At 47.8% G+C, this 23,447-nt stretch carries 14 protein-coding genes and 3 pseudogenes; 9 read left to right on the top strand and 8 right to left on the bottom strand.

What is annotated here, in order from left to right:
* The first annotated feature begins 422 nt into the window (after positions 1 to 422).
* From AC58CZ_RS10885 to AC58CZ_RS10875, 3 genes are all read left to right on the top strand, one after another.
* On the top strand, positions 423 to 1,253 hold the full coding sequence (locus AC58CZ_RS10885) for a p-hydroxycinnamoyl CoA hydratase/lyase (protein ID WP_494224743.1): 831 nt from the start codon (positions 423 to 425) through the stop codon (positions 1,251 to 1,253).
* A gap of 547 nt (positions 1,254 to 1,800) precedes the next feature.
* Positions 1,801 to 3,699 (top strand): AMP-binding protein, encoded by a 1,899-nt coding sequence (locus AC58CZ_RS10880; protein ID WP_494224742.1) that lies wholly within the window; start codon positions 1,801 to 1,803, stop codon positions 3,697 to 3,699.
* Between the two features lie 51 nt (positions 3,700 to 3,750).
* Positions 3,751 to 4,203 carry a MarR family transcriptional regulator gene (locus AC58CZ_RS10875; RefSeq protein WP_494224741.1) on the top strand — a complete coding sequence of 151 codons (453 nt, stop codon included), beginning with the start codon at positions 3,751 to 3,753 and terminating at the stop codon, positions 4,201 to 4,203.
* A gap of 153 nt (positions 4,204 to 4,356) precedes the next feature.
* Here the strand turns inward: AC58CZ_RS10875 and AC58CZ_RS10870 are convergent, their stop codons facing one another.
* Positions 4,357 to 5,406 carry a hypothetical protein gene (locus tag AC58CZ_RS10870; protein ID WP_494224740.1) on the bottom strand — a complete coding sequence of 350 codons (1,050 nt, stop codon included), beginning with the start codon at positions 5,404 to 5,406 and terminating at the stop codon, positions 4,357 to 4,359.
* Between the two features lie 819 nt (positions 5,407 to 6,225).
* Between AC58CZ_RS10870 and AC58CZ_RS10865 the strand changes: the two genes are divergently transcribed.
* From AC58CZ_RS10865 to AC58CZ_RS10855, 3 genes are all read left to right on the top strand, one after another.
* Positions 6,226 to 7,254 carry a TRAP transporter substrate-binding protein DctP gene (locus tag AC58CZ_RS10865; RefSeq protein WP_494224762.1) on the top strand — a complete coding sequence of 343 codons (1,029 nt, stop codon included), beginning with the start codon at positions 6,226 to 6,228 and terminating at the stop codon, positions 7,252 to 7,254.
* Between the two features lie 73 nt (positions 7,255 to 7,327).
* Complete coding sequence (locus AC58CZ_RS10860) at positions 7,328 to 9,130, top strand: acyl-CoA dehydrogenase C-terminal domain-containing protein (RefSeq protein WP_497413151.1); 1,803 nt, start codon at positions 7,328 to 7,330, stop codon at positions 9,128 to 9,130.
* Positions 9,131 to 9,322: 192 nt separating this feature from the next.
* Positions 9,323 to 10,777, top strand: a complete 1,455-nt coding sequence (locus tag AC58CZ_RS10855) for an aldehyde dehydrogenase family protein (protein ID WP_494224738.1) — start codon at positions 9,323 to 9,325, stop codon at positions 10,775 to 10,777.
* A gap of 216 nt (positions 10,778 to 10,993) precedes the next feature.
* On the opposite strand, the pseudogene AC58CZ_RS10850 reads toward AC58CZ_RS10855, so the two are convergent.
* From AC58CZ_RS10850 to AC58CZ_RS10820, 7 genes and pseudogenes are all read right to left on the bottom strand, one after another.
* A pseudogene (locus AC58CZ_RS10850) lies at positions 10,994 to 12,308 on the bottom strand (basic amino acid/polyamine antiporter).
* Positions 12,309 to 12,318: 10 nt separating this feature from the next.
* A pseudogene (locus AC58CZ_RS10845) lies at positions 12,319 to 13,230 on the bottom strand (homocysteine S-methyltransferase family protein); the annotation flags it as partial.
* 377 nt (positions 13,231 to 13,607) lie between these two features.
* Positions 13,608 to 14,236 (bottom strand): annotated as a pseudogene (locus AC58CZ_RS10840) (IS256 family transposase); the annotation flags it as partial.
* Between the two features lie 208 nt (positions 14,237 to 14,444).
* The gene (locus AC58CZ_RS10835) at positions 14,445 to 15,539 is read right to left on the bottom strand and encodes an oxidoreductase (RefSeq protein ID WP_494224737.1); all 1,095 of its coding nucleotides are present in this window, start codon (positions 15,537 to 15,539) and stop codon (positions 14,445 to 14,447) included.
* 132 nt (positions 15,540 to 15,671) lie between these two features.
* A complete protein-coding gene (locus AC58CZ_RS10830; protein WP_071001513.1) occupies positions 15,672 to 16,517 on the bottom strand; it encodes an IclR family transcriptional regulator in 846 nt (281 codons plus the stop codon).
* 280 nt (positions 16,518 to 16,797) lie between these two features.
* The gene (locus tag AC58CZ_RS10825) at positions 16,798 to 18,066 is read right to left on the bottom strand and encodes an MFS transporter (RefSeq protein WP_071001514.1); all 1,269 of its coding nucleotides are present in this window, start codon (positions 18,064 to 18,066) and stop codon (positions 16,798 to 16,800) included.
* Positions 18,067 to 18,181: 115 nt separating this feature from the next.
* Entirely contained in the window at positions 18,182 to 19,336 is a 1,155-nt protein-coding gene (locus tag AC58CZ_RS10820; RefSeq protein WP_058025401.1) for an acyl-CoA dehydrogenase family protein, read from the bottom strand.
* Positions 19,337 to 19,720: 384 nt separating this feature from the next.
* Here AC58CZ_RS10820 and AC58CZ_RS10815 point away from each other — a divergent pair, with 384 nt between their 5' ends.
* The 3 genes from AC58CZ_RS10815 to AC58CZ_RS10805 all read left to right on the top strand — a co-directional run bounded on the left by AC58CZ_RS10815 (position 19,721) and on the right by AC58CZ_RS10805 (position 23,432).
* A complete protein-coding gene (locus AC58CZ_RS10815; RefSeq protein WP_494224736.1) occupies positions 19,721 to 20,497 on the top strand; it encodes an enoyl-CoA hydratase-related protein in 777 nt (258 codons plus the stop codon).
* A 70-nt stretch (positions 20,498 to 20,567) separates the two neighbouring features.
* Positions 20,568 to 22,163, top strand: coding sequence for a 3-hydroxyacyl-CoA dehydrogenase (locus tag AC58CZ_RS10810; RefSeq protein WP_494224735.1), 1,596 nt, complete (start codon positions 20,568 to 20,570; stop codon positions 22,161 to 22,163).
* A gap of 66 nt (positions 22,164 to 22,229) precedes the next feature.
* Positions 22,230 to 23,432, top strand: coding sequence for a 3-oxoadipyl-CoA thiolase (locus tag AC58CZ_RS10805; RefSeq protein ID WP_494224734.1), 1,203 nt, complete (start codon positions 22,230 to 22,232; stop codon positions 23,430 to 23,432).
* The last annotated feature ends 15 nt before the right edge of the window (positions 23,433 to 23,447 follow it).

Here is a 23,447-nt window from a genome sequence, read left to right as displayed (position 1 = left end):
GGACTTGTGCTAATGGGGCATTGAGTGCAGGTTTTACGATGGACATGGTGGATTTACGACTAAAAAACACCGTTTTTTATCAATTAAGTTTATTAAATGGTGTGTTTTGAAGTGGCTAAGCTTAGATTGTTAAGACCATTTATTGGCTCTAAATATCAATTTTATAGCTAATAAAGTCTTTATTTATCATAAAATGAGATATTTTGCCTTCTTATCTGAGTTTTTATCAAAAAATAGCGTGTTCGATGCTTCCTTTCTAAATAAAATAGCTTTACAAGTTATCAACTTTATTGATAATATTGATGCAAGGTCAACAGCACATTAGCAATCGCTTTCTAGGCATTCTAAGGGCTAATATTGACTCTTTATACACAGCTTATCTATATCACTAGGGAAGTAACACCTACACCATGGAGCACACAATGTCAGATTATGAAAACCGCTGGACCACCGTCAAAGTAGACGTGAGCGACAATATTGCTTGGGTGACGTTTAATCGTCCAGACCAACGCAACTGTATGAGCCCAACGCTCAACCGAGAAATGATAGATGTCCTAGAGACGCTAGAGCAAGACCCAGATGCAGGGGTGGTGGTGCTTACCGGGGAAGGCACGGCATGGACGGCAGGGATGGATCTAAAAGAATATTTCCGCGAGACCGACGGTCAGCCTGAGATTGTGCAAGAAAGAACGCGCCGAGACGCTTGCCGCTGGCAATGGCAGCTGCTGCGTATGTACAGCAAACCGACCATCGCTATGGTCAATGGTTGGTGTTTTGGCGGTGCGTTCTCGCCGCTGGTGGCGTGCGATTTGGCTTACTGTGCTGATGAGGCGACCTTTGGTCTGTCAGAGGTGAACTGGGGCATTCCACCGGGTAATCTTGTGAGCAAGGCCATGGCGGACACCGTGGGTCACCGCGAATCCTTGTATTACATCATGACGGGCGAGCCGTTCAAAGGTCAAAAAGCGGCAGAGATGGGGCTGGTGAATAAAAGTGTTCCCCTTAGTGAGCTTAAAGCGGAAGTAGAAAAAATTGCAAAAGTGCTGCTAGAGAAAAACCCTGTCGTACTGCGCTATGCCAAAAATGGCTTTAAGCGCTGCCGTGAGCTGACATGGGATCAAAACGAAGATTATCTCTACGCTAAGATTGACCAGTGCTCGATGCGTGATCCAGAAAATGGCCGCGCTGAAGGTATGCGTCAGTTCCTTGATGAAAAAAGCATCAAACCTGGCCTACAAACCTACAAGCGCTAAGGGATTTGTGCTGGTCTATGAATATGCTGTCTAGGAACAAACGCATATAAAGATAATCATCGTTCATTGTGCCAAAAATTCTTTTATAAAAAGGATTTTTGGCGCTCTTTGCATCATGTAAGAACAACCAGTATTAGGGACATGCCCTAAAAAAGTAAATTTAAAAATAAAAGATAAGCTTAAAAATAAAGTCAGTTCAGCCGTTATAGAACGACTTTGGCAAAGGAATGCCACTATGTATGATCATGTTCACCATTCCTCACTATGTCGCCAAAATCATAAACAGGCAAGCATTTTGCCATCTATAACCAGATCTGCATCTCTGTACTGAGCGCTTTAATAACATTGCACGCGTGAGGCGCACCAAAAACCCCGTCAATCGGTATATTTCGGTCGTCATACACCTCACTCAGCGAATCCACGATTATGTTGGCATTGCAGTCTGCCAAGCAGCGTAACCCAATCTGTGTAACTTAAGCGGCGCAACTTAAGCGGCGGTGATATTGAACAACAAGGAAGACACCAATTAAAACGAATGGAGTAGATCATGACCCAATTTACCTATCACAGCTACCCTGAACGCGCCGTTGCTGTCGGTAGCAACGATGTCGTCGTGCATCAAAAAAGTGGCTCAGAAGGTGATGTGTACCACATACATTCGGCCACACCGCTGGATGAGTACCCTGAATTTTTATTTGATAAATTGTATGAATACGCCGAAAAATATCCCGATAGAGTGCTGATTGCCCAGCGCGAGCTGGATGAAGCCACAGGCGAGCGTGGGGACTGGATCAAATTGACCTACAGTGAGGTGCTACAAAAAGCGCGCCGCATCGCGCAGGCACTACTCAAGTACGACCTCTCAGAAGAGCGTCCTTTGATGATCTTGTCCGAGAATTCACTTGAGGTATTTTTACTCATGTGCGGTGCCATGCTGGCCAATGTCCCTTACGCTTTGATTGTGCCTGCCTATTCCTTGGTCGCCAAGAAACCTGATAAATTGCAATACGTGATTGATAAGCTCACGCCAGCCCTGTTTTATGCGGGCGATGGCAAAGGGTTCTCACGTCAGCTCAAGGCTTGTGGTCAGATGGACAAACCGATCATCACCTCAACGGGTACTATTGATGGCGAGCCGTGTCTGAATTTGCATGATTTACTGGCAACGGAGGGGACGGACGCAGTTGAGCAAGTGCATGAGCATATGACCGCAGACAACATCGTCAAATTCCTCTTTACCTCAGGCTCCACAGGCAGTCCGAAAGTCGTACCCACGACCCACCGTATGCTGTGTAGCAACCAGCAAATGCTCAAGCAAGGGCTGTGCTTGAGCGCCGAGGATCCCATCGTATTGGTGGATTGGCTCAGCTGGCATCATACGTTTGGCGGCAGTCACAACCTTGGCATTGCCCTATACAATGGCGGGACGTTCTATATCGATGACGGTCGTCCTGTGGCTGGTAAGTTTGATGAGACCATTCGCAATCTTAAAGAAATATCTCCCAGTAAGTATTTTAACGTCCCTGTTGGCTGGGCGATGCTGGCCAATGCGTTAGAAGAAGATGCCGAGCTGCGCGATAATTTTTTCAAAAAAGTGGATCTGTACTTTTTTGGTGGCGCAAGTTTGTCAGCAGAGCTGTGGCAGCAGCTGGGCGACATCAGTTATCAGCACTGCGGCGAGCGAATCCGCATCATGTCAGGTCTTGGGATGACAGAGACGTCACCGTCTTGCACCTTTACCACAGGCCCCTCTAATGACACCGCCAGTTTTGTGGGCGTGCCAGCAGCAGGGGTCGAGGTCAAGCTGGTACCGATGAAAGACAAAACAGAGTTGCGTATCAAAGGCCCGCATGTGATGCCAGGGTATTGGCGACACAATGATTCTGTCAAATGCAATACGGCCGAGAGCTTTGATGACGACGGGTTTTATTGTACAGGCGATGGCGTCTTGCCGTATAACCCTGACAATCTTTCAGAGGGCTTGGTTTACGATGGCCGCATTGCCGAAGACTTTAAACTCACTACAGGGACGTTTGTCAATGTTGGTGAGCTGCGTAATCGGATGGTATTACGAGGGATGGATCTGATTGAGGACGTGGTGCTTACGGGCGAGGGCAAAGGGGAGATCGGAGCCTTTGTGTTTGTAAAAGAAAAAGTCGCGCGCAAATTAACGGGGCTGCAAGATGCCACGCTCAAGCAAGTACTCGAACAAGAGCAGCTGCAAGCATGGTTTAGTGACTTTATGACGCGCATCAATGACGGGTATCACGCCAGCTCAAAAAAGATTTCCCGCATTTATCTTATGGAAAACCCACCCAATGTGGTTGAGGGCGAAAAAACCGATAAAGGCAATCTAAATCAGCGCAAACTGCGTAACAACAGAGTGCAAGAAACCGAGAAGCTCTACGGTGAACATAGGGATAAATTGAGGTTTTTAGCCAAATAGCTTAACATGTGGCAAAAGAAAGGTTAACAAGGTCCAGCAAGGATAACGCCATTGAACAATATAAAATCAGGTAAGCCTACTGGCAGTGCATCAACGGTCAGCTATAGTGTTGGTAAGCTCGACAAGCTCATCAGTCAGCAGCTCAGCGAGCTGCTCTCAGAGCTGGATGTCAGCTTGCCACAATTTACCATGCTGTCCAACCTACACCTGCATGGTGAAATGGCCAATGCCAAATTGGCGTCGCGCTCTTTTATCAGTCCGCAGGCCTCCAACCAAATCATCAAAACGATGGAGGAGAAGGGCTGGATCAATAAAAGTCACGACCCCAATCACGGACGTATTTTATTGATTGGCTTAACGCCTGCTGGGCAAACGGTCTATGAGCGATGCAATGTAAAAGCGATGGCGTTTGAAAGTAAAATGCTCGCAGGTCTACCAGCTGAAAATATCATGATGCTAAAAGCCACCGTGCAGCGCCTAATCACCAACTTAAAACAAGACTAGGGACGCGCGCTAAACAGTCATCTGATTTTATGAGCGTTGCGAGACATCAGAGCTTATAAAGTCCTGAATGATCAACAACAATAAAACCGATACGTTTTGCGCGTATCGGTTTTATTTTGGGCTAATAACTGTATGGTTTAGCAGAATGACCGCTTAGAATTTGTATTTGGCCATTACCTCAACTTCTTGACCTTTTAAGCGCCATGGTAGGGTGGTCTCGCTGCGATCTCGCCACTCAATACCGACATCAAGATCAGGTAAATAGCTATAAATCAGGTTGGCGCTCGTGATATCGATCGACGTGTCGGCATCATTATCGACATTGACCTCACCATAGCGCATGTTGCCGCGCAATTTTGGGGTAAATTGATGCCGATAACCCACGCTAAAGCCGGTTTGTGAGACCAGCTTACCGTCCTCGGCATCACAGTTGACACTGACTGGGGTGAGCGCGCCTGTGGTACACACGCCTGAGTAGACCCCCATGCCTTTACCCGTATAGACACTGCCGTGGATCGACCCATCGCCTATCGTGTACTTAGCCGCTAGTGACGCACCAACACCGATTTCTGAGTCTGAATCATCCTCAATACTCGTACCCGCTTCACGACCCGTCAACGCAGCAGTGTAGCCCAACTCAGCGATATTGTCGCTATAGCTGACAACCATGTCAGGTAGATTGGCTTCGTCATAGACAGGGTCTTGCGCCGTGAGTCGCAGACCGTCATTCACATAATGAACCGTCAAATCAGGACGCACATACAGCCCGCTACCCGCGACAGTACCAAACCCTGTACCATAAAAATCAAGCTGTTCGGTGAGCCGCGGGGCAACTGCAAAAAACTGACCACTCCACGTTTTACCTAGAGTGAATTTGTCGTACTGTAAGTAAGCGTGGCGTAGTCTTAATTGAGGCGTGCCGCTGTCATAGCCCGTAAAGTCACCATAAAAATCGCTTTCAATAAAGCCTGTCAAAGGTTTGTCATCAATGAGCTTAGTAGCTTTAAGGTTCACACGAGATTCTCGGATATTGCCTTCAAAACTAGAATCTTTATCATCAGGTGAGATAAACATCCCTTCAGCTTTGATATAACCACCGATACTCAACGTGGTGTCCCCATCGGTGATGACATCTATGGCTTGCACTTGGGTACATAGGGTCAATGTGGATGCTGCAAACAGCACCATTTTTAGATTACGCATACACTTTACGCTCCGTGTTTATTTTAAGACCAACGTCATGCGTGTTAAACTTCACGCGCGCTATGCGGCACGGTATCGTGCAGCCAGCGACTTTGGCCGATAAAAAATAGTGCAGATCCTATCATCTGGCACCAACCAATTCCTTTTGTTTGCTTACTTCACGCGCTCGTCATGAGTGCTCAAGCCGCGCTTTATCTAACCTTTTTTTCTAAACCATGCTAAAAACAGCATTGACGTACAGACAATACGGTGTGACATCAGGCAAGATTGCACGCGCTAGCCGCAGTCTAAAAGCGTCACAGTGTTTAAAATAGAAAGGATAGGGAAAACATCTGTACTGCTGAGTGCTAACAACCCTGCCAAGATAAATGGACAAAACCAGTGGGCAAAACCCAAGGCCGAATGGCCCATTTAGCAGTGCTGTTTAGGTTGTGTTAACTCGTGTTACAAGATAGCAACTTATCTAAATTATTGTCAAGCTACTTTATAAAATAGTTTGACATATTTATGCTTTAAATCGTATTATGGGCTTAATATAAGGGTTTTAACGAAAATTATTTTTATTCATGAGATAATGTTATAAAGAAAGTTTATAATATGATGAATCGATATACAGCAATGAAGGCGCTATATCAGAGACTGTTATTAGTCAGCTTTGGGTCGTCAGACCAAAACGAAACACAATATTGCCCTCAACCTACCAATCAAAAGGATTTGATTATGTTTAGCGACAACACGCGCGCCAAAAATACCAGCGCAGCTATCAGCACCACATCTACCAGTATTAAAAACCGCTTTAACGTACGCCAAGGCATCTCGATGTTGGCATTGTCGCTGATGTTGCCGCTGACGTTGTCGGCTTGCAGTAGCGGCTCAGAAGCAAAAGAGGGCGGTGCTGATGAGGTGGTGCTGATGCGGATGTCACATTTTATGCCAGCACCATCGGCCATGAATGTGGAGATATTTGAACCGTGGGCCAAAAAAATCGAAGAAGAGTCCAATGGTCGTATCAAAATTGAAAACTTTCCTGGATCGACGCTGACCAAGCCATCTGACACCTACGAAGCAGTGGTAAACGGCAGAGTAGATATTGGTATCCAATTACAAGGTTATACCAGTGGTCGTTTCCCCTTATCGCAAATTGCTGAGCTGCCGGGGCTGTCCAACTCAGCGACTCAGATGAGCTGCCTGATGCAGACCCTGTATGACAATGACACTATTGCAGGCGAGTATGAAGATTCTCATGTCATCTCGCTATATGGCCTTGGCCCTGGCGTGCTCCACAGTACCAAATTGATCAGCAAACCTGACGATATGAAAGGCCTACGCATCCGCAGACCCTCTGCGGTAGCGGGTGATATGATCGAGAGTATGGGCGCAGCGCCCGTTGGTCTGCCTGCGACCGATATCTATACTTCCTTGCAGCGCGGGGTCATCGATGGGTTGAGTTTACCTTGGGATGGCGTGCCTATATTCCGTGTGAATGAGCTGGTCAAAAACCACACCAACATTCCGCTGTATTCTTCTAGCATTGTCATGAATATGAATAAGGAAAAATACGATGCCTTGCCGCCTGATCTACAAAAAGTCATCGATGACAACTCAGGCATGGTATTTGCCCAAAAAGTGGGCGCGATGCTGACCGAAGACGATAAGGAGGCGCTACAAGCTTCCAAAGATGAGGGGAATACCATTGTTGATATTCCTGACCCCCTCAATGATCCAGCGTGGGCAGGCCCGTTAAAACAAGGCACGCAAAAATATCTTGATTCTGTTGATGCCAATGGCGCGGATGCCAATGCCATCTATGAAAAAGTAAAAGCAGCCAGTGAAGCCTGTCAGGTTTAGCAATGCTTGAGCAGTTTTGTACCTCGTTTTTTAGCTTATGGTTCGATCTTAGGTTTGGTTAGAAGGACAGTTTATGCATATCTATAATGCACCGTTGCAGGACATGCGTTTTTTATTGACGGATGTCTTTGATGCGCCCTCATTTTGGCAGGCGAATGATAGCCTTAGCCATATTGACATGGATACCGTAGACAGTGTGCTCGAAGCGCTCTCAACGTTTACCAAAAAGGCGCTACTCCCGCTCAATCGTCGCGGCGATGAAGAAGGGGTTGGCTTTTCGTATGACGAAATGGGTTATGGCGCGGTCAGTACGCCGACAGGGTTTAAAGAAGCGTATGAGCAGTATAAAGCAGACGGCTGGGTTGGGCTTGGGGCAGCGCCAGAGTATGGCGGGCAGGGATTCCCCAAAATGGTGTCGATGTTTCAAGAGGAGATGATGTTCAGTAGCAATCAGGCATTTGCACTTTATCCCAATCTGGCGCTGGGTGCTGGGCTGTGTCTATTGAAATCCGCCTCGGAGGAACAAAAACAGCGCTATCTGGAAAAAATATACACGGGCGAATGGGCGGGTACGATGTGTTTGACCGAAGCACATGCAGGAACTGATTTGGGGCTGATCAAAACCAAAGCCGTGCCCAATGAAGACGGTAGCTATGACATCACGGGCAGTAAGATTTTTGTGACGGGTGGCGATCATGATTTGACAGAAAACATCATCCACTTGGTATTGGCCAAAACGCCCAATGCCCCAGCGGGCTCCAAAGGCATTTCTTTATTTATCGTCCCCAAATATCTGCTTGAAAAAGATGCGCAAGGAAATGATTGCATCGGAGCGCGTAATGCCGCTTCGGTGGGTTCTGTCGAGCATAAAATGGGTGTCAAAGGCTCAGCGACGTGCGTGCTCAATTTTGATCAGGCCAAAGGCTGGATGGTCGGGGAGGAATTTACAGGGCTGGCCTCTATGTTTTTGGTGATGAACTATGAGCGTCTGGCAATCGGTATGCAAGGCATTGCCGTCACCGAGTTGGCATACCAAAATGCCGTCGCCTATGCCAACGATCGCTTGCAATCACGCAGCGACTCGGGCATCAAAAACCCTGATAAAGCCGCAGACGCCCTGATTCATCACGCCGATATACGCCGCATGCTCCTCAATGCCAAGTCTCATGCCGAAGCATCACGCTGCTTTGCGATGTATGTTGCCAAACAGCTGGACATTGCAAAATACAGTCAGGATCAGCAACTGATCGAGACCGCTAATGCGCGCGTTGCCTTGTTAACGCCCATTACCAAAGCCTTTTTAAGTGACAAAGGCTTTGAGGCAACCGTTGATTGTCAGCAAGTCTTTGGTGGTCATGGTTATGTGTGTGACTGGGGCATGGAGCAGATCGTACGCGACGCCCGCATTGCCCAGATTTATGAAGGGGCAAACGGCATTCAGGGGCTGGACTTACTCGGGCGCAAAGTGGCTAAAGACAATGGCGCCATGCTGTTTGATTTTTTAGCTGAGATACGCGGCTTTATTGCAGACATGTCAGCAGCGCATGGCATCAAGCAAGCGACACTGACCGCTGCCGATAGCATTGAGCGCTTGACCCATACTTTATTAAATAACATGGACGAGCGCCGCGATGATGTAAATGGTTGCGCGGTCAATTATCTACATGCGGTGGGCTATCTGTGCTTTGCTTATATGTATGCCATGATTGTGGCGTCCAGCCAACATAAGGAAGGCGCATTTTATGCCAATAAGCTCAGACTGGCGAATTACTTTATCGATCATATTTTGCCGCGTATGCACACGCATATCGAGATGGCTCAAGCAGGAAGCCAGTCTATGATGGCCTTTGACTTGGCTTATTTTGAACCTGCATAAACCCATGAGTCATACCCATCGATTACTAACAACCCCATGACTCAATATACATTGGTCGTGTGGGAAATATCATTCACCTAGCCCTGCTGCTAGACTTAGAGCAGATTTAGAGCAGACGGAGACAACGCGTAGGCATCGTCTTACGTTGATTATTAACTGGCAGTTTTTATCATTATGAATAAGGAAGTTTTTATGTCGAACTATAACGATCTTAACCTTAACTACATCGCTGGCGAATGGCGCGATGGCACCTCAAATCATGACATCGTGACCAGTAACCCCTTCACGGGTGAAGCGATTGCGACCTTTAAAGCCGCCAGTTTGGATGATCTTAATAAGGCGTATGTCGAACTCGAAAAAGCGCAGCAAGACTGGAGCGCGACCAATCCTTATGCAATGAGTCACATCATTGAGCAAGCTGCGCAGGTCATCATCAATCGCCGTGACGAGCTGATTGATATGTTGGTACGTGAGGCGGGCTCTACAGTCATTAAAGCCAGTATCGAAGTTGATGCTTGTGTCGGCGCGATCAAAGTGGCAGCAGAATATCCGTTTTTGCTCGAAACCACGGTCACACGCTCTGCCATCCCTGACAAAATGAATCACATTATTCGCAAACCCGTTGGCGTGGTGACGGTGATTGGGCCGTTTAATTTCCCATTATTTTTGGCGATGCGCTCGGTCGTCACCGCGCTGGCAAGTGGCAATGCGGTATTGCTCAAGCCTGCCTCAAACACGCCCATCACAGGTGGGGTCTTATTGGCTAAAATATTTGAAGAAGCAGGATTGCCAGCAGGCGTATTGTCCGTTGTAGTGCCAAAAACTTCTGAGATCGGTGACGAGCTCTACACGCATCCGATTCCGCGTGTCATCTCGTTTACAGGCTCTACCGAAGTCGGTCAACGTATCGGCGAAAAAGCAGGCGGCGCGATTAAGCGTTGTATCTTAGAGTTGGGCGGTAACAATGCGTTTGTCGTGCTCGAGGATGCTGACGTTGACTATGCAGCGTGTTCGGCGGTCTTTGGTCGCTTCTTACACAGCGGTCAGATCTGCATGTCAGCCAACCGTATCATCGTGCACGAGTCTATCTTTGATGACTTCGCAGAAAAGTTTGTTAAATACACCAAAGCGCTCAATGTCGGCGATCCATCACAGCCTGAAGTACTGGTTGGGCCGTTGATTGATGAAAAAGAAGCCATCCGTGTGGAGAAGGCCGTCAAACGTGCAGTAGAAGAAGGCGCTGAGATACTGCTCGAAGGCAAACGTGACGGCGCGCTCGTTTATCCGTATGTCCTAAAGAGCACCAATGACGGCTACTCGGCGTGTACCGAAATGTTCGGCCCCGTTGCGACGCTGATCTCACATACGGGTGATGAAGATGCACTAAAAATGGCAAATGATACGGAAGCGGGACTCAGCGGCGCTGTACACTCAGCCGATATCGCACGCGCGCAAAAGTTTGCCGCTGGCTGGAAAACAGGAATGGTGCACATCAATGATCAAAGCGTCAATGATGAGCCGCGTATTGCCTTTGGCGGTGAGAAAGCATCAGGTATCGGGCGTTTTGGTCGTCATATCACCTTTGATGAGTTCACCACCTATCAGTGGGTATCGGTACAGACCGAACAGCGCCACTATCCTATCTAAAATTGAGTAGAAGAGGCAGAAGCAATATATCAACACCTCAAGAAACAAATAAGGCTCAAGGTCTGATGTATATTGCAAACCTCACTATTCTTTATTAAACGTTTAAAAAAAGGTCCAAAAAACGAGGTTTTTTGGACCTTTTTGCGCTCTAATCGAACTTTCTAAAGTTGGCACTAGCGCATTATCCGCTAGCTGGCTCGTTGTAGATGACTTGTATTAACTAGCTTGTTTTGACGGCAGCCGAGATTGATAGCGACTGTAGTGAAAAATCGCTAAGCCTGGGATATACAGCAGTAGCGACAACAGCAGGTTTTCTACCCCTGCGGCATAAATCAGCCACAGACCATAGACACTTGCACCCAGACCGATGGTTTTGATGCTCCAGCGCTCTGATTGGGCAAATGATACCTTGACCAAATAGGCTCCAACCAAAAAGTAAGGAATCAAAATCATTGAGGTGGAGATAATCACCAAGGTGTTATAGCCTTTGCCCGTCAAAAAGATCATCAGCAAGCACAGCTGCACTGTCAAGCTCGTTAGCATCAGTGATGCTGTTGGCGTGCCTTGCGCGTTCTGCTTGGTAAAGATGCGCGGAAAGGCATTGTGCTTGGCTGCGGTAAAGGGTACTTCGGCAGAATAAAGAAACCAGCTCAGATAAGAGGCCAATACTGATGACCCATTTGCCCATACTACCCGTCATCTGCGCCATGATGCCTGCCATCGATGGGTTGGTTAGGGAAGCCACATCCATACGGCTCATGACCCCAAGCGAGAGCAGGGTAATGGCAACGTACAGAACCAGTGCACACAATACACCGATATATGTGGCACGCCCAATATCCGCGCGGCGCTTGGCACGCTGCGACAACACAATCGCGCCCTCGATACCCGTAAACACCCAGAGCGTAATCAGCATTGTGCCCTTAACCTGCTCCATAAAGGGCACGTCGAGTGTCGTGCCTGCACGATCAGCGTTAAAGGTCTGCATATCAAAAGTCAGATAGGCAAAGATGATAAAAGCAATCAGCGGTAAGCTTTTTGCCAATGTTGCCAGCAGATTGATAAAGGCGGCTTGCTTGACGCCGCGTATCACCAAATAATGCACCAACCACAAGATGATTGACTCACCGACCAGCGCCCATATCGTATTGCCTTCACCAAAAACAATCCCTTCTGGCGTATCAATAAAGCTACCAAGCGCGGTAAAGGCCACCACCAAGTAGCCGACCACGCCAACCGTCGCACACAGCCAATAACCCCATGCCGAAAAGAAGCCTGCCAAATCGCCAAAGCCTGTTTTGGCATAGGTATAAATACCGCCGTCCAGCTCAGGCTTGAGGCGTGACAAATGCAAAAAACAGCCTGCGAGGAACAAAATACCCACGCCTGTGATGATCCATGCAGTGATGATGGCATTCACGCCTGCCACTTCGGCCATGTTTTGCGGTAAGCTAAAAATGCCTGCACCAACCATCGAGCTAAAGACGATGGCGGTGAGCATGGTTAGCCCAATTTTTTGTCCGTTTTGCATCGCACTGTCTCTATTTGGTCGAAGTACCTGTCCCTGTCGTCGAAGTACTTGTAAAATGCTGGCCCAATGCGTGAATGTGCTCAGGGCCAATGCCGCAGCCGCCGCCGATCAGTGACGCGCCTTGGGTTTGCCATTGCTCTGCCCATTTTAGATAGGCAGGCGGGGTGAGATCATCACGCACTTCATCAAGACCATCATTGGCAGTGGCGTCTTTTGGTTGTGGCGGGAATGCGTTGGCATACGCGCCAAGCTTGATCTGTGTGGCGCCTTTATCTTGCAACACGCTCTGTGCCACATCGAGTGCTTGATCGATGACTTCTGGCTGACAGCAGTTAAATAACACCGCCTCTACATTCAGATCCGCCATTTTAGCAACCGCTTCTTTTACCGTCTCACCTGAGCGCAGGCGCGGTACGTCCAGATGCTCGCTGTCCTCCAACGTGAATGACACCCATAGCGGCTTGTTGTCTGTATCTAGCGTGTCTAACAGCGCACGAACTGCAACCGACTCTGCGATCAGGCTTTGGGTCTCTGCCAGCCAAAAATCCACATGGTCATTTAGGCCATTGATAAGTGGGGTGGCAATATCTTCGACATGATCGGCGTCAAACAAGTCAGCGCGGTATGAGCCAAATAGCGGCGGGATAGAGCCTGCTACTTTGGTATTGCCGTCTTTCTTCCATTTCGACCGCAGCACGTGCCATCTCGCCTGCGGACGCGGCCAAGTCCTGTGCTTGATTGGCAAAGCGCTCTTCGCCAATGTGAAACGGCACCAGCGCATAGCTGTTGGTAGTGATGACCGATGCACCGCTTTGGATAAAGGCACGGTGCACGTCACGGACGATCTCAGGGGCTTCGATCATCGCCAGCGCCGACCATCAGGCTGACGAAAAGGTGCGCCGCGTTTTTCTAGCTCTCGGCCGGCCTAAGCCGCCATCGATAAGAGTAACGGTATTGGTTGACATCATATCTTCCTTTTGATGAGAAATAGTGGATTGAATCAGCCACGGTTTGTGTGGGCAAAGTCTTTTAAGGGTGAAAATACTAGGCGTAATGATAAGCAGATGCAACCGAAAGTTTAGGAGTAATGCTAATTGATCGATTTTGCGGTGTGATTGCCTGATTTTGGCGTCGTTATGGTAAGGCTTTCTTGATAAGGTCTATACAAATTGTGAGTAAATGTGATGGGTTAAGTGGTGATGGTTATTACCAGATTTTTAGATAGTGATAATCAATTGTTTACAATTGGGTGGTTTATTGGAATTATGGAGAGCATCCCACATTCTGTGTAACTGCCATTTAGATTAAATGCTTACTAATACGGTCATCAAACATAATCATAAAGCGATTCAAAGCAGACGTCCAGTTACGAATGGGCATCGACCACCTCGAAGATGCCTGCTGGGTGGCTAAATACACCACTTTAAATGCAGCTTGATCAGAGGGGAATACTTTACGCTTATTCACCGCTGTCCGAATCACACTGTTTAGCGACTCTATCGCATTGGTGGTATCAATCACTTTTCTGATGTCTTTAGGGTAGCCAAAGAACACCGTTAAGCCCTCCCAGTTATTACGCCAAGACTTAACCACATGCGGTTACTTATCACCCCAAGTCTCATCAAAGTGCTCAAGATTGGCCTCTGCTATCTCAAGCGTATCAGCGCCGTAGATAGCCTTTAAATCAGCCGCTGCGGCTTTCTTATCCGTCCATGGCACAAACTTCATGGAGTAACGCACCATATGCACGATACATAGCTGAACCTGAGCGTTGGGGTAGACGGTGTTAATGGCATCAGGGAAGCCTTTTAACCATCGACACAGGCAATGAGAATATCTTGTACCCCGCGGTTTTGAAGCTCGGTAAGAACACCCAGCCAGAACTTAGCGCCTTCATTCTCTGAGAGCCACATACCAAGCAGCTCTTCCAAACTAGCCGAAAATGCAGTCGTTACCAGCTTCTCCTCATATACCTGAGCTGACCATCAACACTTAAGCTATATTAATATCTACTTATCTCTTATTTATGCAAAATATTTTAACCACCTCTGAGCTGAAAAGTACTCGCTAACGACCCTATTCATAACAAAAAGGCTCAATCGGTCATAACCCATTGAGCCAGTGCTACTTGTACCCTTACTCTATCGGAGACGGCTTACCGTGCGGGCTTGAGCGCAGATATTGTTTGGGCGCTTTGACGGTTGCGCCAAGCTCGGCCGCCGCGTGCCACGGCCAGTGCGGGTCATAGAGGATGCCGCGTGCCAAGGCAACCGCGTCCGCTTGCTGCTTGGCAATAATGCTTTCTGCCTGCTCGGCCTCGGTGATTAGGCCCACGGCAATGACAGGTATATTGACCGCTTCTTTTATCGCGGCAGCAAAAGGCACTTGATAGCTCGCTTCCACAGGGATTTGCTGCTCTGGGCTCAGTCCTGCGGTGCTCACATGGATATAATCACAGCCCAGCGCTTCTAACGCTTTAGCCAGCTCGATCGTTTGGGTAAGGTCCCAGCCGCCTTCGACCCAATCGGTTGCAGAAACCCGCACGCCCACTGGCTTGTCACTTGAAAACTCAGCGCGCACCGCTGTAAACACGTCAAGTAACAAGCGCATTCTGTTTTCAAGACTGCCGCCGTATTGATCATCACGCTTGTTAGAAAGCGGCGATAAAAACTGATGCAATAGATAGCCGTGCGCACCATGCAGCTCAATCAAGTCAAGCCCTAGCGTATCTACGCGTTTTGCCGCATCGACAAAATCGCTGATGAGCGCATCAATGTCATGTTGATCCATTGCTGTGGGTACAGTAGAGTTTTCGTCATACGTAAGCGCTGATGGTGCCACCGTTTGCCAGCCATTTACCTCATCAGGGGCAATCGAGCCGCCGCCGTCCCACGGTTTTTTGGTTGACGCTTTACGCCCAGCATGGGCCAACTGGACGCCTATCGGCATCGGGCTGTACTGTCTGATTGCTGTTAGCGTTTTATCCAGTGCCGCTTGCGTCCTGTCATCCCATAATCCCAAATCAGCATAGCTGATACGCCCTTGCGGATTGACCGCTGTCGCTTCCAAAATAAGTAGCCCTGCACCGCTCAAACTCATTTGGCCCAAATGAATCGTATGCCAATCGCTTGCCGCGCCATTGTTGGCAGAGTATTGGCACATAGGAGCAATGATAATACGGTTATCTAATGTGAGTTGCCCAAGTTGCAAAGGCGAAAAAAGCTGGCTCATGGTAAATCCTTAAAAACGTGCCTAAAGGCATGGAAAATAAAATACAAAAACAATATAAATGACTTATACGATTAGCGCTTGAATACATGATGGGGATGAATGGTTGTTTTTATAGGTTACATTTAAGTGACGCTAGCTGATATATAGATTACTCTCAATCATGTTTTTCATATGTAGCAGGCGAGGGGCAATATCTTCTTCTAGCTTGGTGCGACTCAGGATAAAACTTGGCGCGCCGCAGTTAAACGTGAGCAAACCTTCCGTCGGATGCATCAGCGCAATGGCGACCGCATTGACATCCTTTTGCCATTCACTGATAGAAAAACAATAGCCGTAATCTTCATAATCTTGAAAGGCTTTGTCTAGCCCTCGTCTGATCTTTAGCCAATCATCCTTGTACTTATTGCGAATCGCATTTAGGATAAATTCTTGCTCAGCAGGCGGCATGCTCGCTAGGCAAGCGCGTCCCATTGAGCTTAAATGAATGGGGAGGTATGAGCCGATATTGCGCTGCATGGTCGTACTACCAGCCCCTTGCACCACATTGAGATAGACCATCATCAACCGATCGCGAGTCGCCATGGCCACCGCACTATTGGCATAATCTGCCAGCTCTTCCATATAAGGGGTGGCGAGATTGTTGATGGAGATGTTGGTCATCATGGTATAGCCAAACCCAAGCACACCGGTTGAGAGCTGATACTTACTGCTCGTGGTAGACTGTTTGAGATAGCCTAATTTGACCAAGGTATAGGTGAGGCGAGTGATGGTACCCTTAGGAATCCCTGTCAGTTGACTCAGCTCTTGATTGCCCAGATAAGGTCGCTTCGGGGTAAAACAGCGCAGTAGCTCAAGACCACGAGCCAACGCGGTGACAAACTGTCTGTCGTTTTTGCCCTGCATCTCTGCAATGGGTTCTAACAACTCCATATGCATCTCATTATTAGGGTCGTCATTGGCAAGGGTGTCGTTCGTCATAGGCGGTCTATTATCCCAATTCAGTCCATACAAGCATAGTAAAATTATCACTACCTAGCGTCACCGTGAGCCAGTATTGCTCTATAGAACAAGTATTTAGCAAATACTCATTATAGGCTTTATCACTGACTCACAGTCACATACCAAAGGCAGTTTATCTTGTTCATTATACTATATTACCGTACATTTATATTCTCAGCATAGCATGATATGGGGAGATTGTTTCGCTATGCGGTATGAACGGTCGTAATATAGGGAGTCAACGGCATTATAAAAGATTTTATGAGGCCTCTTGTGGATCATACTGCTTTTCTTTGATAAACAAGGTTGGGATCAGACCACATAAGAAGTAAGCACCTGCCATCAGCAGCAGACCTGCACCGATGGAGTTATGCATGGCCATATAGCCAATAGCAACAGGGGCAATCACAGAACCAAGTCGTCCGATATTAAAGGCGCCGCCAATGGCTGTCCCTCGAATAGCTGTTGGGAAGCTCTCGGTCAGATAAGTGGCATTGATGGCATAAGGAATACCGTATAAAAAACCAAAGGTAATCATTAACCAGCCAATATTCTCTGGGGTGTGCGTGTATACCAAAATAGGGATAAACAGTGCAGTACCCATGGTACCAAAGGCAAAGACGATCTTGCGGCCGATTTTATCCGCCATAAATCCTGCCACTACTTTGGCAAACATCATGGTCAAGTAAGTGCCCGCCATATATAGCGCCATCTCTTTAAACTTAATTCCAAGCTCGGTCTCTAAATAAGACGGCAACCAGTTGCTTACCCCAAAATACCCGAACAGTAACAACCCTGAGCTCATCGACCACAATATAAACATGATGCGATGCTTGGGGTTTTCAAAGATAGCCTTGTAAGGGTTTTCCGCTTTTTTGGTTGTGTCTTTTTCGCCGCTTAATTTGCGCGCACGCGCCTCTTTCCAGGATTGTGGCTCAGGTACTAAGAAGTACATGGAAATGGCTAGCAGCAGTGGCAAAAACGTCAATAGATATAAGGTGCGCCAGCCATAGCTAGGGATGATCCATGCTGAAACGCTGGTAATCACCAAAGATCCGAGCGTAAACCCTGTCATGAGCGCGGCAAGTACCGTGGTTCGATGCTTCGTCGGCACCATCTCAGACATCAACGTGTTGGTGGCGATATATAAGCTGCCAAGCCCTAAGCAAGCAATAAATCGTAGTGCCACAAACTGCTCATAGCTCTGCACAAGCCCACTAAAACCAGATAGGATAGAAAACATCCCAGTCGCCAGAACGATCACGCGTACCCGTCCGAAGCGGTCACAGGCCCAGCCACCAAAAACCCCGCCAATAGCCATGCCAAACAATGACCAGCTGCCCAGCGCGCCAGCTTGTACATTGGTCAATCCAAATTCTTGCTTGAGACTAGAGAGGGTAAAAGCAAGAATACCGATGTCAGCGCCATCACATAGCAATACCAAAAAACAAAAAACAAAGGCCAGCTTCCAAGGCTGTTTTTGGACCGCGCTTGCGCTTGGGTCTGACGTTATAGCGACACTTTTCACAATGTATATCCTTATCGTTGTGAGAATCAAAGTCTGAGTTATAAAGAGAAGGGAACGGCATCAGCATCCTAGCAAATACCGCCTTGTGTTTTGGTGAGTACGCCTGCGAGATAGATTACTCGCTGGCTTCTTTGATCATGTTGCGGGCAATGATGACTTGCTGAATTTGGGTCGTACCTTCATACAAACGATAGAGACGCACATCACGATAAAAACGCTCAATACCATAATCTGCGATATAGCCTGCACCGCCATGGATTTGTACGGCTCTATCCGCCACGCGGCCGCACATCTCGGTGGCAAACATTTTGGCGCATGAGGATTCGGTCACGACATCTTTGCCTTCATCACGCAGGCGCGCTGCATCTAGTACCATGGATTTGGCGGCATAAATCTCTGCTTTTGAGTCAGCGAGCATGCCTTGAATGAGCTGAAAACTGGCAATAGGCTGCCCAAATTGCTTACGCTCGACGGCATAATGTAATGCATCATTTAGCATGCGAGTGGCGGCGCCAGTACTGGCGGCTGCAATGTGCAAGCGCCCTTTATCAAGAACTTTCATCGCGGTTTTGAAGCCCACACCTTCGACACCGCCAATGAGCGCATCGGCTGGCACGACACAGTTGTCAAAGATGACATCGCAGGTATGCGCGCCTTTTTGCCCCATTTTTTTATCAATTTTGCCCAAAGTAATACCCGGTGTGTCGCTCTCCACGATAAATGCCGAAATGCCGCCAGCGCGTTTGTTTTGTGGGTCAGTACGTGCCATGACAGTGAAGATACCCGCTTGCGGGGCGTTGGTGATATAGCGCTTGGTACCGTTGATGATATAAGTATCACCATCTCTAACAGCGGTTGTCTTTAATGAGGCCGCATCTGAGCCTGAGTCAGGCTCGGTCAAGCAAAATGAACCAATGATCTCACCGCTGGCAAGGCGAGGCAGATATTTCTGCTTTTGCGCTTCTGTCCCATCAATCACAAGACCAGAGGAGCCAATACCATTATTGGTGCCAATCAGTGATCGAAAGGCAGGGGAGGTGCGTCCCAGCTCAAATGCCAAGGTCACTTCTTCTTCCATCGTGACACCAAGACCACCGTACTCTTCAGGAATAGTTAGCCCAAATAGCCCAAGCTCGCGCATCTGCTCAATGATCTCTTCTGGTAGGCGATCGTTTTCTGCCACCCAGTGCTCCAGAGGAACGAGTTGGTCATTAACGAAGTTGCGGATGGTATGAGTGATATGGTCGAGGGTTTCTTTATCTCTAATCATATGAGTCTTCCTTGTTGGATAAATGCCTGTTTGATTGATGACTGATATTCATAATGGTTTTTAACCTGATAGTCATAACGGCTTTTTGACGATGTTAGTCATGTGACGTCCTTGGATAATTAGCATAATCGATGAATAAGTAAATTACAATAGTTTTGGTTTAAAAAACCGCATTGCGGTATTTTTATTATAAATATGGTAAATATTCTCTATAATTTTTCTCATTTAACCAATTTTTGCCCTTCACAAACCAAAATAAACAGTATATATTGATATTAAATACCGCATAGCGATATTTTTATTTCAAAATAATCGTTTTAATATGTTTTTGTACTTTATTATGTATTTGTACTTTATATCGGAATGAGGTTTAAGGAGTGGATCATGGAAGAGCAAATCCTTATTTGTGAAAAACAAGGAGACGGCGTGAGTGTCATTAGACTGAATCGCCCCAAAGTGCGCAATGCACTAAACAGTGAGCTACGCCAACAAATGGCAGATTTGTTCATTCAGTTAAATGATGATCCACAAACCAAAGCGATCGTGCTGACAGGTGGTGACAAGGTGTTTGCCGCTGGTGCCGACATCAATGATTTTTTGACGACTGGCACAGCAGATATGTATTTGCGTCGTAGCGAGCGCTATTGGGATGCCATTACTCATTGCCGCAAGCCCATCATCGCGGCTGTCAATGGCTATGCGCTTGGCGGTGGCTGTGAGCTGGCCATGCATACTGACATCATCATCGCTGGCAAATCTGCCAAATTTGGGCAGCCTGAGATCAAAATAGGACTGATGCCAGGAGCAGGAGGCACGCAGCGTTTGTTTCGTGCCATTGGCAAACACAAGGCCATGAAGATGGTACTGACTGGCGATATGATCAGTGCTGATGAGGCGGACACAATGGGGCTGGTCTCTGAAGTCGTCGACGATGAGGCTACCATCACTCGCGCCATTGAGATTGCCGAGCAGCTATCAAACTATTCTCCTATTGCCTTAGCGCAAATCAAGGAGGTGGCAACGCTGGGTGTTGATATGCCTTTAGAAGGCGCGTTAGCACTGGAGCGTAAAGCCTTTCAGATTCTGTTTGATACGCATGACCAAAAAGAAGGCGCCAAAGCTTTTTTGGAAAAGCGCTCAGCCGACTATCAAGGCTATTAAGGGGCAGATGCCGCTTATCTCCTTTGTCCACGCCGACCAACTCCTATCGCAAACTATGTAGAGAATCATTATGACCGTGAATACACTTGCCATTGTTGGCACTGGTATTATGGGTATGGGTATTGCCCAAATTGCTGCCCAAGCTGGTATCCAAGTCCTTTTATATGACGCCAAAGCAGGCGCAGCTGATCAAGGGCGACACTCCTTGCAAGCCATGCTCGAAAAGCTCACCGCTAAAGGCAAATTCAGCGATGACGAGCTACAGGCTATGCTAAGCCGTTTAACCGTCGTTCAAGAGTTAAGCCAAATCGCGACCGCTGAGATCGTGGTTGAAGCCATTATCGAAAATCTAGACATCAAAAAACAGCTTTTTGCCCAGTTAGAAAGTGTGGTTACCCCCGATACTATTTTGGCGACCAACACCTCCTCATTATCAGTCACGGCAATTGCTGCTGACTGTGAATATCCAGAGCGCGTGGCAGGGTTTCACTTTTTTAACCCCGTACCACTGATGAAAATTGTAGAAATTATTCCGGGCCTTTCTACTCAGCAATCAGTTATTGACGCGCTCACTGATTTGGCCAAGCGGATGGGTCATCTGGGCGTGGTCGCAAAAGACACACCGGGTTTCATCGTCAACCATGGTGGCAGAGCCTATGGCACCGAAGCGTTAAAAATACTGGGCGAGGGCGTCGCAAGTTTTGAGCAAATCGACCGTATTTTGCGTGAGGGCGCAGGCTTTCGCATGGGGCCGTTTGAGCTGTTAGATCTGACGGGCATCGATGTGTCACACCCCGTGATGGAGTCAATTTACGACCAGTTTTATCACGAAGCGCGCTATCGCCCCCATCCATTAACCCGTCAGATGCTGGTAGGCAAAAAGCTCGGCCGTAAGGTTGGTGAAGGTTTTTATCAATACACAGAAAATAAAAAACAAGACGGTCAGAAGTTGCCAATGGACAGCGCTCAAAATCAATCGTCCGAAGTGCTTGTATCTGATGCGACTATTAGCTCAGTTTGGATTGGGGCTGATTTGGCAGAAGATAAAACGCAGCTGATTGATTACTTAAATGCTCATGACGTCACTATCGATGACAACGACACACCACACCCTGATAGTTTGGTGCTACTCGCCATCTATGGCGAGGATACGACCAATGCCGCGATTCGTTATCAGGTCGATCCCAAGCAAGCCGTTGCCATTGATATGCTTACCGAGCTTACAAAGCATCGTACGTTGATGCCAAGCATCGTCACACAAGAACGATTCGTGGCGCAAGCTTATGCATTATTTGGCAGTAGCACAGGTAATAAAGGCTCAGATAGTCGTGAAGCAGATGCGCAGGAGGCGAGAAGTGCCACGCTGATTGCCGAAAGTACAGGTTTTGTGGCACAGCGGGTGGTCGCCATGGTAATCAATCTTGGCTGTGACATCGCCATGCAAAAGATTGCCACGCCAGAGGATATCGATAATGCCGTCAAACTTGGGCTGGGGTATCCGTATGGTCCGATCTCTTGGGGCGATCATCTTGGTGCCTCGCGTGTCCTGCTCATTTTAGAGCGTATCTACGCGCTCACAGGCGATCCACGCTATCGCCCAAGCCCTTGGTTACAGCGCCGCGCCAAGCTGGCTGTGTCATTGTTCACTCAGCAGACTATTTATTAATAAGAACGACAAAATATCGTTATAAAACCATTTATTTAAAGTGAAAAAATACAACAAGGAAGCGTTATGTTAGATGCCTATATTTATGATGGCTTAAGAAGCCCTTTTGGTCGCTATGTCGGTGCATTGGCAACGGTGCGTCCTGATGATTTGGTCGCCACCGTGATAAAAGCGCTGGTCGAAAAACACCAATTGCCGAGCGATATTTTTGATGAAGTGCTGCTAGGCAGTGCCAACCAAGCGGGTGAGGATTCTCGCAATATTGCGCGCAATGCCGCTCTGTTAGCAGGATTGGACGTAAGAACGCCAGGTCAGACCGTCAACCGCTTATGTGCGTCAGGTCTGTCTACCGTGGTCGATGCTGCTCGCAGTATTACGTGCAATGAAGGGGATATTATTTTGGCGGGTGGGGTCGAGTCGATGACACGTGCGCCGTTTGTCTTTGCCAAGACAGAAAAGCCGTTTAGCCGTGACTTTAAAGTATTTGATACGACCATCGGTAGCCGTTTTCCTAACCCAAAGATTATTGAGCAGTTCGGTAGCGATACCATGCCGCAGACGGGTGACAATGTTGCTCATAAATACGGCATTACGCGAGAGGAAGCCGATAAGTTTGCCGCCGCATCGCAAGCCAAATACCAAGCTGCCAAACAAGCAGGATTCTTTGACGATGAGATAACGCCTATCACCGTCCCACAAGGTAAAAAGTTGCCTGAAAAAGTCATCACAGATGATGAGCATCCCCGCGCCAGCTCCGATATTGCAGCGCTACAAAAGCTTAAACCTTTAAATGAAAATGGCATAGTTACAGCAGGTAATGCCTCCGGTATCAATGACGGCGCAGCTGCGCTTATCATCGGCTCAAAACAAGCAGAAGAGAAGCTAGGCTTTAAGCCCATTGCCAAAATCTTATCATCAGGTGCGATGGGGGTTGAGCCTAACATCATGGGCGTGGGTCCTGTTGAAGCGATTAAGCTGGCGCTAAAGCGTGCGGATTTAACCCTTGATGATATGTCTGTCATTGAGATCAATGAAGCCTTTGCCTCACAGGTACTGGGTTGTCTAAAAGGGTTGGATATTGATTTTGATGATAAGCGCGTCAATCCTAATGGCGGCGCCATCGCGGTCGGGCATCCGCTGGGCGCATCTGGTGCACGAATCGCTTTGAGTACCGCTCGAGAATTACAGCGTACGGGTGGCAAATATGCAGTGGTTAGCCTATGCATTGGCATCGGGCAAGGGCTTGCCATGGTGATAGAGCGCGTCTGATATTAAAAGCACGCG

The sequence above is a fragment of the Psychrobacter sp. CR212 genome, from assembly GCF_059693765.1.
This window is presented reverse-complemented; position numbering and strand designations above follow the sequence as displayed.